This window comes from Candidatus Eisenbacteria bacterium, from assembly GCA_016930695.1.
GTDB lineage: Bacteria > Orphanbacterota > Orphanbacteria > Orphanbacterales > Orphanbacteraceae > JAFGGD01.
In genome coordinates this window covers 45,217-60,942 of sequence record JAFGGD010000055.1, presented here as the reverse complement: position 1 = coordinate 60,942, position 15,726 = coordinate 45,217, and the positions used below count along the sequence as shown (strand labels likewise).

The 15,726-nt window shown below is 65.8% G+C and carries 13 protein-coding genes; 7 read left to right on the top strand and 6 right to left on the bottom strand.

Annotated features, from left to right (window positions below):
• Positions 1 to 125: 125 nt before the first annotated feature.
• The gene (locus JW958_13440) at positions 126 to 2,714 is read right to left on the bottom strand and encodes a carbohydrate binding family 9 domain-containing protein (GenBank protein MBN1827256.1); all 2,589 of its coding nucleotides are present in this window, start codon (positions 2,712 to 2,714) and stop codon (positions 126 to 128) included.
• Between the two features lie 441 nt (positions 2,715 to 3,155).
• Here JW958_13440 and JW958_13435 point away from each other — a divergent pair, with 441 nt between their 5' ends.
• Genes JW958_13435 through JW958_13425 form a run of 3 tightly spaced genes read left to right on the top strand, consistent with a single transcriptional unit; the run spans position 3,156 to position 5,820 of the window.
• Positions 3,156 to 3,710, top strand: coding sequence for an RNA polymerase sigma factor (locus JW958_13435; protein ID MBN1827255.1), 555 nt, complete (start codon positions 3,156 to 3,158; stop codon positions 3,708 to 3,710).
• A complete protein-coding gene (locus JW958_13430) occupies positions 3,707 to 4,393 on the top strand; it encodes a hypothetical protein (GenBank protein MBN1827254.1) in 687 nt (228 codons plus the stop codon). Before JW958_13435 ends, JW958_13430 begins: the two co-directional genes overlap by 4 nt.
• A gap of 11 nt (positions 4,394 to 4,404) precedes the next feature.
• Positions 4,405 to 5,820: a HEAT repeat domain-containing protein gene (locus JW958_13425; GenBank protein MBN1827253.1), complete on the top strand. Its 1,416-nt coding sequence runs from the start codon at positions 4,405 to 4,407 to the stop codon at positions 5,818 to 5,820.
• A gap of 57 nt (positions 5,821 to 5,877) precedes the next feature.
• Here the strand turns inward: JW958_13425 and JW958_13420 are convergent, their stop codons facing one another.
• On the bottom strand, positions 5,878 to 6,234 hold the full coding sequence (locus JW958_13420) for a carboxymuconolactone decarboxylase family protein (protein ID MBN1827252.1): 357 nt from the start codon (positions 6,232 to 6,234) through the stop codon (positions 5,878 to 5,880).
• Positions 6,235 to 6,391: 157 nt separating this feature from the next.
• A complete protein-coding gene (locus tag JW958_13415) occupies positions 6,392 to 8,077 on the bottom strand; it encodes a M28 family peptidase (protein MBN1827251.1) in 1,686 nt (561 codons plus the stop codon).
• A gap of 230 nt (positions 8,078 to 8,307) precedes the next feature.
• Here JW958_13415 and JW958_13410 point away from each other — a divergent pair, with 230 nt between their 5' ends.
• The 4 genes from JW958_13410 to JW958_13395 all read left to right on the top strand — a co-directional run bounded on the left by JW958_13410 (position 8,308) and on the right by JW958_13395 (position 11,419).
• Positions 8,308 to 8,655, top strand: coding sequence for a helix-turn-helix transcriptional regulator (locus JW958_13410; protein MBN1827250.1), 348 nt, complete (start codon positions 8,308 to 8,310; stop codon positions 8,653 to 8,655).
• The gene (locus JW958_13405; GenBank protein ID MBN1827249.1) at positions 8,652 to 9,404 is read left to right on the top strand and encodes a hypothetical protein; all 753 of its coding nucleotides are present in this window, start codon (positions 8,652 to 8,654) and stop codon (positions 9,402 to 9,404) included. The genes JW958_13410 and JW958_13405 overlap by 4 nt, the downstream gene beginning before the upstream one ends.
• A 52-nt stretch (positions 9,405 to 9,456) precedes the next feature.
• Positions 9,457 to 9,843, top strand: coding sequence for a MotA/TolQ/ExbB proton channel family protein (locus JW958_13400; GenBank protein ID MBN1827248.1), 387 nt, complete (start codon positions 9,457 to 9,459; stop codon positions 9,841 to 9,843).
• Positions 9,844 to 9,925: 82 nt separating this feature from the next.
• On the top strand, positions 9,926 to 11,419 hold the full coding sequence (locus tag JW958_13395) for a serine hydrolase (protein MBN1827247.1): 1,494 nt from the start codon (positions 9,926 to 9,928) through the stop codon (positions 11,417 to 11,419).
• A gap of 93 nt (positions 11,420 to 11,512) precedes the next feature.
• Here the strand turns inward: JW958_13395 and JW958_13390 are convergent, their stop codons facing one another.
• The 3 genes from JW958_13390 to JW958_13380 form a co-directional block, all read right to left on the bottom strand.
• Positions 11,513 to 14,014: a M20/M25/M40 family metallo-hydrolase gene (locus tag JW958_13390; GenBank protein MBN1827246.1), complete on the bottom strand. Its 2,502-nt coding sequence runs from the start codon at positions 14,012 to 14,014 to the stop codon at positions 11,513 to 11,515.
• A 182-nt stretch (positions 14,015 to 14,196) separates the two neighbouring features.
• Entirely contained in the window at positions 14,197 to 14,742 is a 546-nt protein-coding gene (locus JW958_13385) for a hypothetical protein (GenBank protein MBN1827245.1), read from the bottom strand.
• A gap of 232 nt (positions 14,743 to 14,974) precedes the next feature.
• Entirely contained in the window at positions 14,975 to 15,607 is a 633-nt protein-coding gene (locus JW958_13380) for a hypothetical protein (GenBank protein ID MBN1827244.1), read from the bottom strand.
• Positions 15,608 to 15,726: the final 119 nt, after the last annotated feature.

Below are 15,726 nucleotides of genomic sequence, written 5' to 3'. Positions count from 1 at the left end.
TTTACCACCTCGACGGGGCGGAGGCGAGAGGCGCGTTTCTCCGGCGGATCCGCGACTGCGGCATGAGGAAATCGGCCCGGATGACGCGCGAAGTCCCGCGAGGGGGACTCCGCGCGTCGTCCGTACTATAAGTTCCACCAGGTGGCGATCTTCGCCATCACGATGTCGTCGCCCGGTGATCCGAACAGATTTCGCGCGTCCCGGTCCAACTCGAAATCGCCCGCATGCCCCTCATCCGTTCGGTTTTGCGTCCAAACGAGATAGAAGGTCGAGCCGGGCCGGAACTCCCAGCGGAGCACCATGTTCAGCTTGAGCGATTTGAAATTGAAGTCCGGATCGTCCAGGGAGTACGCCTCGATCGGGCCGGCGCCGTCGGGATCGATCTCGTACGCGCCGTCCTCTTCGCTATAGACGATCGTCGATCCGTTGTCCCGGCCGTAGACGTTGCAGTCATAACTGTTCGGCCGGGAGAGTTCCTTGATGTCTCGATAACGCGCGGCGGCGAAGAGGGGTTGGATGTAGGTCTGTAGCGTGAGCCCCGGCGTGAAGGTCCAGTCCAGACGGGTGGTCATCATGAACCGGCGCTCGGTGAAGTCCGCGAAGAGGTAGCGGCTCCCGTAGGTGTCGGTCATGGTCGAGTCTTCTTCGGTGCCGACCCAGCCGACCTTGTCGTGTCCCCAGCTGAGATAAGGGTCGAAGAAGAGACGCAGCCCGCTCCTCGGGCGAATCGTGAACCACATCTCCGCGCTGGCTCCCCTGGAACCGTCGGCGATGTCCCAGACGCGGCCGCCGCCCCCCACGGTCCACACACCCCGGCCGTCCGATTCGAGGTAGGCCTCGGCGCTTCGATGCCGTGGGAGGCGAATCGGCGGGCCGCCCCACGTGGTCCAGCGGCCGGTCCGTTCCGGTTCGTAAAAGACGTTTCCCCAGGCTTCCCAGAAATTGCGGAAACCGGCGCTCCAGAAGACGCAGCTCCCGTAATTGTCGGGGGCGCCGCCGTAATCCCACAGCTTGTAAGTCCCGAGACTGATCGCGCGATTACGGAACACGCCTCTCGGTTCATGCCATGCGTAACTGAGGACGAGATGGCTGTTGATCTTGTCGCTTCGGGTCTGGTAGCCGAGATCGCCGATTTCGTATCCGGGGGAGGCGACGCCGACCGCGGTGTTCAGGGTGAACGCGCCGGATTGCTTGTTCAACATGAGCCGGCCGCTCCAACCGTCCAGGCGCGTGCGGTTGGGGTCGTAGTCGAGGTGGTCCGCGCAGGGCCGGTCCATGTAGTGCCGCGAGTTGCGCTGGACTTCGTCGATCGCCTCCGATGATCCGGTGACGCGGCTCCCGCTCAGATAACCGCGGAGCGCCCAAACCCCGTCGTCGTCCAGGGTGGTCCAGCCGTCCATGCCGATCGCCGAGGCGGCGCCGGTGAGTTCTTCCCGCCCCCGCGGATCATCGAGATCGCGCCGGACATCGGTCAGCATCCAGCCGACGCCGTGGTCGCCGTTGGCGGTGGTCCGGGAGAGCCGGGCCACGGTGTAGCCGGCGAGCGGCTCCACGGTCTGTTCGGAACGGATTCCCTCGTACTCGAGGCGCGCCTCCTCGCGGGCGGTCACGGCGTGCAGCAAGCCGATCGTGTTGTCGCCGATCTTCCCGCTCATCTTTCCCGCGCCGAGGATGGTGGTCGCCTCCGGGGCGTCGGCGTAGTCATTGTCGCCCAGCGACAACGTCGGCGTCCGTCCGATCCGGCGGCTATAGAAGAGCATTGGGTCCATCCAGTTGAAGTTCCAGTTGTTGTTGGTTCCTTCGCGGGCGAAACGGAACACGCCGCTGTCCTTCACGAAGAAGGGGCGCTTTTCGGGGAAGTAAGTTTCGAAGTCGCCGAGATTCACCACCGCCGGATCCACCTCGACCTGGCCGAAGTCCGGGTTGAAGGTGGCGTTCAGGTTCAGGTCGTTCGAGAGCCCCCACAGGATGTCCGCGCCGGTGTTGCCGCTCCAGTCCGAGCCGTCCCGGAAGGGATCGCCGCCGTCGGCGTCGGTGAAATCGGCCTTGCCGGCGCCGTAGGCGAGCACCTCGACGCGCTTGCCCGGTTTCACGCCCCGGATGCCGACCAGATCGGGGAAGCGGCCGACGTATCCCGATTCGCCCCGGGGACGATGGAACAACTCGTCCCTCTCCTGATAGCGGCAGATGCGACGGCTGAAGTTCATCCCCCACACCTGCTCCTCCGCGTCGGGGAAGGCGAGCTGGGCGAAGGGGATCCGCACCTCGGCGGACCAGCCTCCGTCGTCGACGCGAGCGGCCACGTCCCAGATGCCGTCCCAGGAGTCGTCCGTCGCACCGTCGCAGTAGATGACGGCGTCGTTCATCGATCCGGCGGGACTGAAGGAGAAGGAGTAACCGTTCCGGTCGTCGTTGAAGGTGTCCAGGTTCAGGTAGATCCAGTCCGACACGGGATAAGCGTCCCGGCGGCCGAGACCGCAGACGATCGAATCCGGTTGCGAGTCGAGCATTCGGCAGCCGATGTAGAGCGCTTCGTCGTCGTAGACGACCCACCACTCCGTGTCCTGCCGCGGCGTGCAACCGTTGTCCGGCTCGTTCTGAACGAGCGGGGCCGCGGCGGGGCGCTGCCAGCTCTCTTCGTCGAGCGCGCCGTCCAGGCGAATCGGCGAAAGCAATCGGGCGGCGGTGATCCGGGAGACCAAATCCACGGACACGGGAAGACAGCTCCCGTTTTCCGCGAAGGCGTCCGGGAGGGCGGCCGAGAGAACCAGGAGGGAAACGGCCGCCCCGATCCGGACGCGCGAATCGATCCATGCCGTCCATCCGGGACGGTGTAAGGCACAGGAACGCAACGGGGGGTGGGCAGACATCGCACGGCTCCTCGATCGAAACGTTCGGTTTTGTTTTTGTCGTTATCCGGACCGGGGTGGTGGGTTCGGGGGTCGGTCCGGATCGGTCACTCTCTGTATTTCCTTAGACGATCCCGGCGGGGGAAAGGTTGGAAAATAATGGCTGACCCGTGAAAAACGTCCCCGCCCCGCCGGCGGGTGGAGCCGCGCCGCGCTCCTCTTTTCACTTCGTTTCCGTCGGGGGCAACCTTATGGTTCGCGCGTGTGTCCAATCGTATGAATGAACGTCGTGCCGGGAGGGGGCGTTTGGACGAGCAACGGATGATCGAGGCCGCGCTCGGCGGCGACGCGGGAGCGGAGCGGGCGTTATACGACTCCCACGTGGACCGCGTCTTCCGTCTCGCCTTCCGCATGACCGGCGACCGATCCCTGGCGGAAGAATTCACGCAGGAAACGTTCATCCGCGTGTTCGACCGCCTGGCGGGGTTCCGGCGCGAATCCGCGCTCTCCACCTGGATCCACCGAATCGCCCTCTCGGTGATCCTGAACGGGCTCCGGCGGTGGAAGCGGATTCGGGAGCGGGAGGGGGAGATGAGCGAGGGAATCGCCCGGAGCGCGTCGGCGGCGCCGCGCCGCGAGGAGCTTCGCATCGCCATCGAGCGTCTCGTGGATCGTTTGCCGGAGGACCTCCGCGTCGTTTTCGTCATGCACGACGTGGAGGGCTACCGGCACCGCGAGATCGGAGGGATTCTGGACATGCCGGTCGGGACGTCGAAGGCGAAGCTTCACCGGGCTCGCGCGGCTCTCCGCGACGGTCTGGCCGAGGCGGGCTTCGCTTTCAACCGCGCGGAGGAATCATGAGCGAGAAAGGGCGGAACACGCGATTCGAGGATGCGGTCCGGTCGTACCACGAGCCGCCCGACACGCCCCGCGAAGAGATCTGGGAACGGATCCGGGCGGGGCGGGGAGCCGCGGGGGCGGAGCGCCGCGCGCCGCGCAGCCGGGGTCTTCTCCGAAGGGTGCGGACCTGGGTGCCCGCCGCGGCCGCGGCGGTTCTCCTCCTCGGTGTCGGCATCGGGCGGCTCACGGCTCCGGCGCCGGAGGAGGAAGCACGGGTCGCGACCGTGGAGAAGAAAGCGGATCGCGGCGGGGCGGCGGCGAAGGGTTCCAAGGGACGGCCCCCTTCGGCGGATCGCCGCGCCGAGGCGTTCCGCCGCGCCGCCGGTCCCTTTTTCGGGCGCGCGGAGATCCTCCTCACCGATTTTCGCATCGGCCCGGGCGCCCTGGAGGACGCGGGCGACTTTCCCTCGCGCGCGGCGTCGTTACTGGCCGAGACGAGGCTCCTCCTCGACTCCCCCGCCGCCCACGATCCCGAGACGGCGGCGCTCCTGCGCGATCTCGAGCTGGCGCTCGCGCGTCTCGTCCTTGTCGGCGCCGCCGACGGAGTCGACCGGGAGGGAATCCGGAACGGCCTGGAGGAGAAGATGCTTTTGACCCGGCTTCGCGAACGAGTTCCTAGGCGGCCTCGTACCGCCGGCATATAAGGAGCGGAACGATGATGGGACCGAAAAGGTGGGCGCGGTGGGTCGCGGCGATTCTTTGGATCGCAATCGTCGCGTCCGAGGCGGAGGCGCGCGTTTCCTCCGGCGGGCCGGCGGAGACGATCCGGAATACGGAACGGGAAGAGACGCGCCGCGACGAGAGGGAGCGACGAGTCGAGATCCTCCTCGCCCGAGCCGGCGCGGACGAGGAGACGGCGGAAGAGCGCGGGAAGCTCTATGAAAAGGCGCAGCGCGCGCTTGAGGGCGGGGAATACGAGCGGGCGGCGGAGTTGTTCGAGCGACTCTTCCGCGAGGAACTCGACTCGGCGCGGGGCGCCGAAGCGCTCTACTGGCGCGCCTTCGCCCTTTACCGAGAGGGTTCGACGAGGGATCTGCGCTATGCGCGCGAGGCGCTCGAGCTTCACGCGAAACAGTATGATTGGGCGCCCACCCATGGAGAGGCGGAGGCGCTTCTCGCGCGCGTGCGGAAAGAGCTGGCCGTTCGGGGAGACGCGCGCGCCGTGCAGGCTCTCGACGAGGAGAGCGAGGAGGCGATCGGGGAGAACCGGATCAAGCTCGCCACCCTCGAAGCGCTTCTGGCGATGGAATCGGAAATGGCGTTCCCGGCGATCCGCAAGGTGCTCGCGGAGCGCGACTCCGGCAGCGCGCGCTTGCGCAAGGAGACGCTCTACCTCCTCGCCCGGCAGGAGGGGGAAGAAGCGGCGGAGGTCATGCTGGATGTGGTCCGCGAAGATCCGGACCCGGATGTCCGTGAAGAGGCGATCCTCTGGCTCGGAACCATGAACTCCGCCCGCGCCTTCGATTACCTCGTCGATTTGCTCGGCTCCACCGAGGATCCCAAGATTTTGGAATCGGCGGTCTTCGCCCTCGCTCGATCGGGAGACGCGCGGGCCTGGCCCGCACTCCATGAGCGGCTACGGAACAGGGATGCTGAAACGGCCCATCGTGCTTACGTGACCTTCGTGCTCGCGTCGGAGGGCGGGGATGAACAGGTCCGTTTCTTGATGGACGCCTATGGGGAGATCGATGATCCGGGCTTGCGCGAGGAGATCGTGCTCGCCGTCGTGCGATCCGACGTGGAGGAGGCGCGCGCTTGGACGCTCGGCCGGATCGACGATCCGGAGGAGCCCGTCGAGGCGCGGCAGACCGCCCTCTTCATGGCCTCCGAGAGGAACTGGATCGAATCCGAGGAGTTGGGCGCCCTCTATGACCGGTACGAAGATCGCGGGCTCAAGGAGCAATCGCTCTACGCCCTCTCCCGGAAGGAAGACGCGGCGGCGTTGGAGCAGATGGCGCGGATCGCACGTGAGGAGACGGATCCGGGATTGAAGAGCACGGCGATTTATTGGATCGGAAAATCGAGCCACGAAAACGCCGAGAGCGTCCTCCTGGAGCTGCTCGAGCAGTAGGAGGAATAGGCGACGGGGTCGTGGAGAGGGGTGGCGCGCCGCCCCCCCGGGGCGGGATCAGGCGTCGTCTCCCTCCTTCAGCGCCTTCCAATCCCTCATAAGCCGGCGCTGGTGCGGGATGGTGATGCTCCCGCCGACGACGAGTCCGATCGCCGTCGCCTCGTTCAACTCCTCGTCGGTTACGCCCAGTTCGTGGCAGCGGATCGCGTGCCAGCGGATGCAGTCGTCGCAGCGGAGCACGAAGGAGGCGATCAGGCCGAGCAGCTCCTTGGTCTTCGCCGGCAGCGCTCCCTCCCGGTAGGCTTGATCGTCGATCCCATAAAAACGTTTTACGGGCAAGCCACAAGATTCGAGGACCAGTTCGTTCAGCTTGTTCCGCTTTTCCTTCCAGTCGCGTATCGATTCCTTCTCCATGCGCTTTCTCCTCCCGGGCCGGTTTCCGACTCCTTGCGGCCCGCCGTGACCATGAGTGTAACCGGAAGAACGGAGGGGACGCCAGAGGCGGGGAGCACGGGAAAGGGCGCGGGTTTCGGCCCGCGCCCCCCAAGGGTCGATCTTCGCGACCGGCGGCTTACTTGAGCAGCAGCATTTTGCGGGTTTCGCTCCTCTCGCCGGCGACGAGACGGGCGAAGTAGACACCCGAGTCGGCCTCGCGGCCGTCCGATTTCCGTCCGTTCCAGATCCGTTCATGCCTGCCGGGGCCGAGCGCTCCCTCTTCCAACACCGCGACCCGTCTTCCGGTGGCGTCGTACACGGTGAGGAGCACCAGCTCCGCGCCGGGGAGGGTGAAGGCGATTCGAGTGGCCGGATTGAACGGGTTGGGCCGGTTCTCTTCCAACGCGAATAATGGGGGAACGGGGACGACGCCGGCCGTTTCGATGCCGGTGGCCTGGTCGGTCGGCTCGGCGAGGTAGGCGATGGTCGCGAGGCAGGCGCGGGTCACCTGCATCCCGAAGACGCCGTCGTTCTGGTCGGTCCGGTCGCAGCTCCGGTGATAGCACGGATAGGATGCGTAATCGGTTTCGATGGCGAGCAGCGCCGGGAATCCCTCGTTCAGGAAGGGGACGTGGTCCGAGCCGGAGGCGCTGTAGTCGAGCTGCGTGCCGATGTTCGTGTATTCGGCGAAGGCGTCGTGTAAGACCTGCATGAGGGAACCGGCGAAGGTCCGTCCCTCGATGATCACCTCGTAGTGCGTGTTCCACCAGGCGACCATGTCGCAATTGATCACACCGCGGATGTCGTCGCCCGCGGCGGCGGCGGCGGCGGCGTAGTGTTCGGAGCCGCGTAGTCCCTGCTCCTCGCCGGTGAAGGCGATGAACTTGATGGTGGAGCGAAAGTCGAAACGCCGCAGGATCTCGGCGGTGGTGAGCACCACGCTCACGCCGCTCGCGTTGTCATTGGCGCCCGGCGCCGGCAGCGTGGCGTTGACGGACGTGGCATCCACGTGCCCGCAGAGGATGTAGATCCGGTCCGGCGTCTCCGTGCCGGGCAGTGTGGCGATCACGTTCCGCGCGTCGATGCCGTTGAACGAGAAGGAATCGTACTCCACGTCGGTGAAGCCCATGTCCAGGAACCGTTCGTATACATACTTTTCCGCGGAGTCGCACTCGGCGTTGGAAGTGTACCGGGTGGTGAATGTGAACGGATGGCCGCCGAGGAGCACCTCGTTCGCGCCGGCCAGGTTTCCGATCCACCGCATGTAGGTCGCCGAGTCGACCTCCGCCGTGAGTCCGTCCAGGATCGGCGGGAAGGATGTGGCCCCGGTCCGTACCGATCCGCCCTCCTCCCCGGCGGCCGGGCGCCGGACCGGCCGGCTCCGGAGCGCCTTCTTCTCCATGTCGATCACCGGAAGCTCCCGCGGGAGCGGACCGTCGGCCCGGACGACCAGGTTCACGCCGTCGCTCCAGAGAACGTCCACGCCATCGAGGGCTTGGACGGCTCCCACGTCCGCGCCGGCGGCGACCCGCTCGTCACCGAAAGGGCGGAGCAGATAGAACGCTCCGTTCCCGGCGAGGGTGACGGGGCCCTCGACGGTCCATCCCGCCTCACGGAGGACACGCGCGGAGGCGGCGTCGCTCAGGACGAGGGCGTCGGGAAAGAGATCGAGGGCCTCCACGCCGGCGGACCAGGCGTCCTCGATGGATCGGCCGCCGTCCAGTGGGGCGATCCAGATCTCCTCCGGATAGGAGGATGCGGCCGCGGAAAGGGCGGAAAAAAAGAAAAGGATTAAGAACGGCATGCGGGCGGATCGTTTCATCGACGGTCGTCTCCTCATGGTGGGCGATCGGGTCCGGGGTCTGGGGAGGTTGCTTTTGAGCGATGTCATAAGGATAGGCGGTTTCAGCGGAATCGGCAAGGAGGCCCCCTCCCGGGAAAAGGGCTTGACGAATCGTGCGGCTCGGACGATAATATGTAGAGTCTCGATATGTCGAGACCAGATGTATGGGGCGCCGCGAGGATGCGGCGGCGACAGGGGAGTATAAGAGCTTGGATTTGAAAGAGTTGGAGATACAGAACCTCACGCGCCAGTGCAACGAGACGCTGATCCTTTTCATCCTCGTCGACGGCGACAAGCACGGCTACCAGCTTTCCCTCGAGATCGAGGAGAGGAGCGGCGGCCTCTTCCGTTTCAACCACGGCACCCTCTACCCCATTCTGCACAAGCTGGAAAAGGAGGGGTGGATCCGGGGGAACTGGCGGAAGGAGGATTCAAAGAGGAAGCGCCGTAGCTATGCCCTCACCGACCGGGGCCGGAAGCATGCGGTCGCGCAGCGGGAGGCGTGGCGCCGGTTCTTCGGCACGTTCTTTTCCATCGTCGGGGAGGTGGACCCATGAGACGGTTCCAGCGGATTCTCCGGGAGATCGACGGCAAGCTGGATCTTCCCCAGCCGGCGAAATCCCGCATCATCTTGGAAATGGCCGCCGACCTGGAAGACCTGTTCGACGTATACGTCGCTCGGGGGGAGGACGAGGAAGGGGCGGTCCGCCTCGTGGAGGAGCGATTCGCCGTTACCGAGGAGGCGATCGCCGAGTTGATCCGGATCCACGAGAACCCGCTCCGCCGCTTCATGCGCGGCCTCTCGGAGCAGGCGCGATCCCGTTGGGAGAGGGCGGCCCTCGCGGCGCTTCTCCTCTTTCTCGTCGCCTTCGCCGGCCGGGGGGCGGTTTCCGCCCGTTTCTTCACAGAGTCGAGCGTGTTCATCTGGCCGGTCCTCGGTCTCTCCTTCGTGGTCGCCGCTCTATCGGCGGCGAAGGCGTACGCGCTCTGGATCCGCGCCGATCACGCCCCGCGCCGTCTCCGGTCCGGTCTCGGCACGCTGTTGGCGCTCACCGGCGCGAATCTCCTCGTCGGTTTTTTCGGCGCGGCGGCGGAGTCGCGTTTCTCGGCGGAAAAGGCGGCGCGTGACGCGGGGAACGCATCCTATTATCTGGCGGAGTATCTCCTCCGGGTATGTCCGATGCTGATCGCCGGCCTGCTCGCCGCGCTCTTCACCGCGATTCTTTGGTACGTGCTCACTTTACAAGTGGAGCGAATCGAGACGGCGGCCGCGTCGGCCCTCTTGGGGGATCGCCCCGCCGTTTAGCGAACGGAATGTCGCCGGGCTCTTTCGGGCCCGCTTCAACAGGAGAACGATCATGCTGCGTTTCTTCCTCTGTTGCGGTTTCTGGGGATGGCCCCTTCTCGCCATGGCCGTGGCGGTTCTGATTCTCTCGATCAAGAAGGCGGTGGACCTTTTCGGCGGCGCCGGGCGGAGCCGCGCCCGGCTCGAAAGGGGACTCCATTCCATTTTGTTCTGGGGATGTCTGAGCGCCGTCACCGGCGTTCTCGGGCAGATCTCCGGAATCTACAACGCCGTCAACATCATCGTCCGCGCCGAGGCGATCAGCCCGCGCGTCATCGCCATGGGTCTCGCCGAGTCGTTCACCAGCACCCTTTTCGGATTGACCACGCTGGTTTTCGCGGCGCTTTTCTGGTTCGTGCTCTACAGCCGATTCCGGAGGCTCACGGCGCCGGTCGACTAGAGCGCGAGGGAAAGGCGGAAGAGCGATGCGGCCGGCCTTCCGGCCGCGACGGGGTCTTTTATCCCCGGCGGAGAGGTTCGACGTGAAAACATTACGACATCATTTTCATGGGGCCGTGCCGTGGGCGGCGATCGCCCTTGTCGCCGTCGCGTTGTCCGTCCATCCGGTCGCCGCGGAGAAGAACGGGAAGGGAGGCGCCGACCGCGCGGCGGGAGTGTGGGAGTTGGTGTTCCCGGACGCCGCGGACGGCGGCGGCGATCGTTTCCTTCTCGAGTTCGGCCTTGACGCGAAAGGGGAAATGACGGGAGAGGTTCACACGTATAAAGATGGAGTCCGCCGGATGGCGGAACCGCTCGACCGGGTTCGATCCGATGGAGGCCGGTTCGTGTGGCGGCTCCCGTCGACGGGAGTCGGTTTCGAAGGGGAGTGGGGCGCCTCGGGGGACACGGTCCGGGGCGCGCTGATCATCAAGGGCGAGAAAGGAAAGGGAGTATGGATGGTCCGTCTTCCCGCGGACGCGGCCGGCGGCCTCCGTCCCTTGCCGAAGGGGGCGTCCTGGACCTATCGCCCGCCGGAGGCGACCGGCGACGGCTGGGAGGCCACGACGCTCGCCGAAGCGGGCCTGGACGAGAACGCCTACGCCGCGGGGATCGCCGCGCTCCTGGAGGGCGCCTACGGCGAGGTGCACTCCATTCTGGTCATCCGTGATGGGCGCTTGGCGGCGGAGGACTATTTCTACGGATACGACCGGGAAAAACTCCACTCCGTGCAGTCGGTGACGAAAAGTGTCACCGCCCTTCTGATCGGCGCCGCCGCCGACCGTGGCCGAATCGCCGGTCCGGACGAGCCGGTCCTCTCTTTCTTCGAAAAATTCGCCGGCCCGATCGGGGAGGGATGGGAGAAGGTGCGGCTCCGCCATATTCTCACCATGAGCGCCGGGCTCCGTTGGGACGAATCCTCTCTCGCCGCTTTCCGGGAGAGCGACGACATGTACTCGGTCCCCCTCTCCCGTCCGGTGGCTGGCGAACCGGGCTCTCTCTGGGCTTACGACAGCCAGAACATGGCGCTGCTCGCGACGGTGATCCGGCGCGCCACGGGCGTCCCGGCGGACCGCTTCGCCGCGGAGGTGCTCTTCGCCCCTCTCGGCATCGAACGGTGGGACTGGTCCGAAATGAAGCGCGGCGAGGATCCACGCTGCGACGGCACGCTCCGCCTCCGTCCGCGGGACATGGGGAAGATCGGCCGGTTGGTGCTGGACGGCGGTGTCTGGCGGGACGGGCGCGTTCTCTCGAAGGAGTGGATCGACGAGGCGACGGGCCGGCGGGTCTCGACCGGCGCCGAGGAGGACTACGGCTACCTCTGGTGGATCGCCGACCGGACCATCGGCGACCATACCCTCCGTGTCGTTTTCGCCAACGGCTGGGGAAGCCAGTTCATCTTCGTAATCCCCGACCTGCGGATGGTGGTGGTGACCACCGGCGGAAACATGGAGAACGACATGCACTTCGCGCCGGTCCGCATGATCCGCGACTTCATCATCGGCCCGGCGCTCGGCGTTCCGCCGCCCCGGGGCTGAGGCTGCGTCCGGCGCGCGCGACGAAAAGGGCCCGGGGACGCTTTCCCCCGGGCCCTCGGTCTTTTAGACATCAATCTCGGACCCGCCGCTCCGTTACCGGAGAAGCACGATCTTGCGGCTGTCCCCACGGTCGCCCGCCCGCAGGCGGCAGAGGTAGACGCCGGAGGCGACCGGTTCCCCCCGGTCGTTGCGGCCGTCCCAAACCGTTTCCCGATCGCCGGCGTCCCGCGCGCCGCGGACGAGCGCACGCACCAGCCGTCCGTTCACGTCGTAGAGATCGAGCCGCACGTCGCTCCTCTCCGGAAGGGTGTAACGGATGACGGTGGTCGGGTTGAAGGGGTTCGGCGCGTTGCCCGTGATGGCGACGCGTGCCGGCGCCCCCGTCCCGTTCCCGGCGACGCCCGTGGAGATCTCCTCGTAGAGGAAAATCGCGAAATCGTCGAGCGCCGCCTCGACCAACGAGCCGGAGCCTTCGTCGCCGGCGATGAAGCGGAACTGTACGGTAGAGGTGAGATCGATCACCTCGTCCAGGCGGAAGACCATCTCGGTCCAGCTGTTCCGGCTCTCGGTGGTGTTTTCCAGATCGACCCAACCGGAGCCGTCGTTCACCGAGACCCGCCAGTCGTCCTCGCCGGGGCTCGCTCCCATGCTGTTCGTGTACCAACGCCAGTAGGAGACGCCGGCGCGATTGTAGGCGGAGAGATCGAAGACGGGTGAGAGGAGGGTCGTTATGCCGCCGTCGATGTCGTAGGAGCCGGCGCTCGTCCCGGCGAGGCGGCCCGTGACGTAGCAATTCACGCCCGGCGCCGGAGTGTGGTCGTCCTCGGGCTGCACCTGGCCGCCGCTGGTCGTCCCCTGCGGATCCCCCCGCTCCCAGATCCCCGTCGTGGCGTCGTCGCCCTCCGCTCCCACCGTCCATCCCTGATCGCTCTCGAAGTCGTCGGAGTAGAAGGACGTGATGGCGCCGACGAAGAAGGAGTGGGTCTCCGCCGGGGCGCCGGCGGGATGGGTCTTTCGGTTGCCGCTCTCGTCGGAGGCGAGCAGATAGTAATCCACGAAGGTGCCGCCCGGTTGGGCCGGTATCTCCGCCTCGTACTCGCCCGCCCCTCCCGACGGCTCGAGGGGAATCTCGTTCCAGCCGGAGCCGATATCGTAGCGCACCAGGAGCGAGTCGGTGTCGAGCGTGCCGGCGGCGTTGACCGTCGCCGTCACCGTGTACGGGTCGGAGGTGTTTTCCGTGTCCGTGAGCGGCTCATGCACGATGCCGAGGGTGAAGGGTTCGGCGATGGAAGCGATGGTCGCCACCGCCAGCTTCACCGAATTCTCGGCGAGCGCGGGCGAGTTGTAGGAGAGCCCCACCACGTCGTCGGCGCTGTGAATGTAGGGGCTGTAGTTGTCGCTGTCCTCGAAGAAGAGGACGGCGTCGTAACCGGCGTCCCAGAAGGAGGCGTGGTCGCTGCTCGCGCCGGAGGGGATGTAGCCGTCCACGACCGAGAAACCGGGCACGTAGTCCGTCGCCGCCTGGAAGACCAGATCGCGGATCCATTCGGAGGAGGCGTTGTCCACGATGTCCAGGTCCATCGCATCGCCCGAGGCGACATAGCCGATCATGTCCACCGCGACGGCGGCGATGATGTCATCCCCCCGGGCGGCGGCCATGCTCGCGTAGCCGTCGCTCCCGTAGAGCCCGATCTCCTCGGCGCCGAAAGCCATGAACACGAGGGTGTAGTTGAAGTCGTAGCCGGCGAGCGCCCGGGCGCACTCCATGGCGCAGGCGGTGCCGGTGGCGTTGTCGTTCGCGCCGGGGGCGTTGTTGTTGTTGCTCGGGTTGATGGAGTCGTAGTGGCCGCCGATCAGCACGATCTTGCTCGGGTCCCCTTTGCCGGGGATGGTGGCGACCACGTTCCCGTTGTAGGAGGCGTTGAAATCGTGGATGTAGACGCTGTCGATGCCGTAGGACTCGTACTCGGCCTTGATCCAGTGCATCGCCGCTTCGCCGCTGTCGCTGGTGCAGTAGCGGGTCACGAAATCCTGCATGCGCTGGACGTTCGCGTCGAAGACGTCGATGTCGACCGAGTCGACCATTTGCTGGATGAAAGGATCCGCGGCGCGGGAGCGGGCCGCCGCGGCCGGTTTCTCTTCCGACGGGAGCCGGACGGGCCGGAAGAAGACACGGGCGAGTTCGATGCCCCGCTCGGCGATGGCGGCCGCCTCGTCGGGCGAGGCCTCGATCACGGCGTTGCCGCCGTCGAAATAGAGAACCCGCACGCGCCGTTCGATCGTCTCGACGAGGGCGCCGTCCCTGAGGCCGGCGACGAAGTAGGTCTTTCCCTCGGTCGAGGAATCGAGCGTCACGGAGGGAATGCCGAGCGCCTTCACGCGGGCGGCCTCCTCCGGACCGGCGACGACGAGGAGGAACCCGCCCAGATCGCGCACCACCGGCACGCCGGCATGGAGAAGTGTCGCCTTCCACTCGGGCGCCGGATCCTCGACCGCGAGCAACGCGCGGTCCGCGTCGGACGCGATCGCCGCGGTGGCGGTCGCGCCGAGAACCAGAAGGATGGTTCCGATGAACAGCGATAGCCATCGTCTCATGTCTTACTCCTGAATTGAAGGATCGGGCAAAGTGGGGGGGAGCAGTAAGTTAAAATTATAGCACAAGTTGGAGCGGATATCCAGACGAAGGACGGCGAAGATCAAGAAGCACCCTCGCGGAACGAAGGGAGGGGAAGAGTCACCGGGTGCATCCGAGCCTGGGCGAATAACGGCTTCGGCGCCTAACGGTAGGCGCGTTTCAGGTCGCTCCAGGAGCTCTTCTCGGCGGCGAGCGCCTCGATTTCGATCGCTCCGCCGTCCACGGCCGGGTAGATGCGGTTCCCGGTCGCCGTGGCGAACCAGCTGGACTCGTCGATGTGGAGCCCGCTCCCCGAGGCGACGACGCTCGCCCGGAGGGTGAGCGTGGCGATCACGGCCGGCATCTGCAGTGGGGATGTGAAGGTGGGGTCCATCCCCTGAAGAAGGAGGCCGTCGCCGTTCCGAGGGGTGGTGGTTCTCCATCCCGGAGGGGTCCGGTAGACGCAACGGGCACATTCCACGTCACCCGCCGCGAAGACCGAGATAAAAAAGGAGCAGACATCGTCGGGGGGCGGGTCGCCGTACAGGAGGACATCCACGTCCACCGAATCACCGATGGAGGGCATCCACAGGTCGGGGCCGTTTCCGGATACGCCGTCTATATCGAGTTCGATCACCGCCGTCTGCGCGAAGATCGGCGCGGCGATGAGCAGACCAATGACCAGGGGGCTAATCACAGCAATCCGCATGTCGGAAAGACCTCTTACATGTTTCACGTCAACGACTCGATGAAAACCGGCTGGTTTCCACCCGGCGAGATGTCGACCATTATACCGTATTTTTTCCCGAAAGACCAGGTTAGAACGCACACGACAAGGAGAGGCGAGCGGGCGCACCGCCCGCCGGCGGGCAAAAAAACCGGCCCCGGGATGAGCCCCGGGGCCGATCAACGATCCTGTATGCTGCTGCTGCGTATTCGTGCTAGCGGAAGAGCTGCTTCACATCGCCCCAGTTGCTGTCTTCCGTGCCGATGGGACGGCAGTCATCCACGGTCAGATGGCCATCCACGACATAGCTGTATCCGATCGGAATCCCGATGCCGGGATCGTCGGAAATGGCGCCGCCGGTGGTGCCGTAGCAGCCCTGCACGCGGTCGTAGAACTCGCCGCGGGCTTTCTCGTCGCCCATCGGTCCGGTGAACTCGAAATCAGCCTGATAGGTCGCGGCATAACCGCCGGGACCCGTCGATCCCCAGACAAAGAAGCCGGAGAGCGTCCCCTCGAGGATCAGATCGCCGTCGACGAAGGTGGCCGGGGAAACCGCGTTCGGCGGATTCGTGCCGAAATCGGCGTTATTGGCCGGGTCCTGATAAATGGCGAAGGAGCCGCCGCTGTAGGTCGTGTACAGCATGCCGCTACCGATATCTTGGGTGCCGTCGGAGACGAGACCCTGGAAAATGAACGTGTATTCGGTCGCGACCGGGTCGAGATCCAAGAACGGCTCGTAAAACACGTCGATCTTGCCGACAACGGTCAACTCGGATCCCACGGTGCTGATGTGGGTTACGGGGTTATAGATGGTCTCCCATCCATAACTGTCCGGAGCCCAATCCATGATGACTCCTTGCACCGCGAACGCCGGGACGACGGCCCAAAGGCAAACCGCCCCCAGCAAGATCGGCCTTAGCAAATCTCGCATAAGTTGATACCCCCCTATCCTGAACGCCCTGAGTC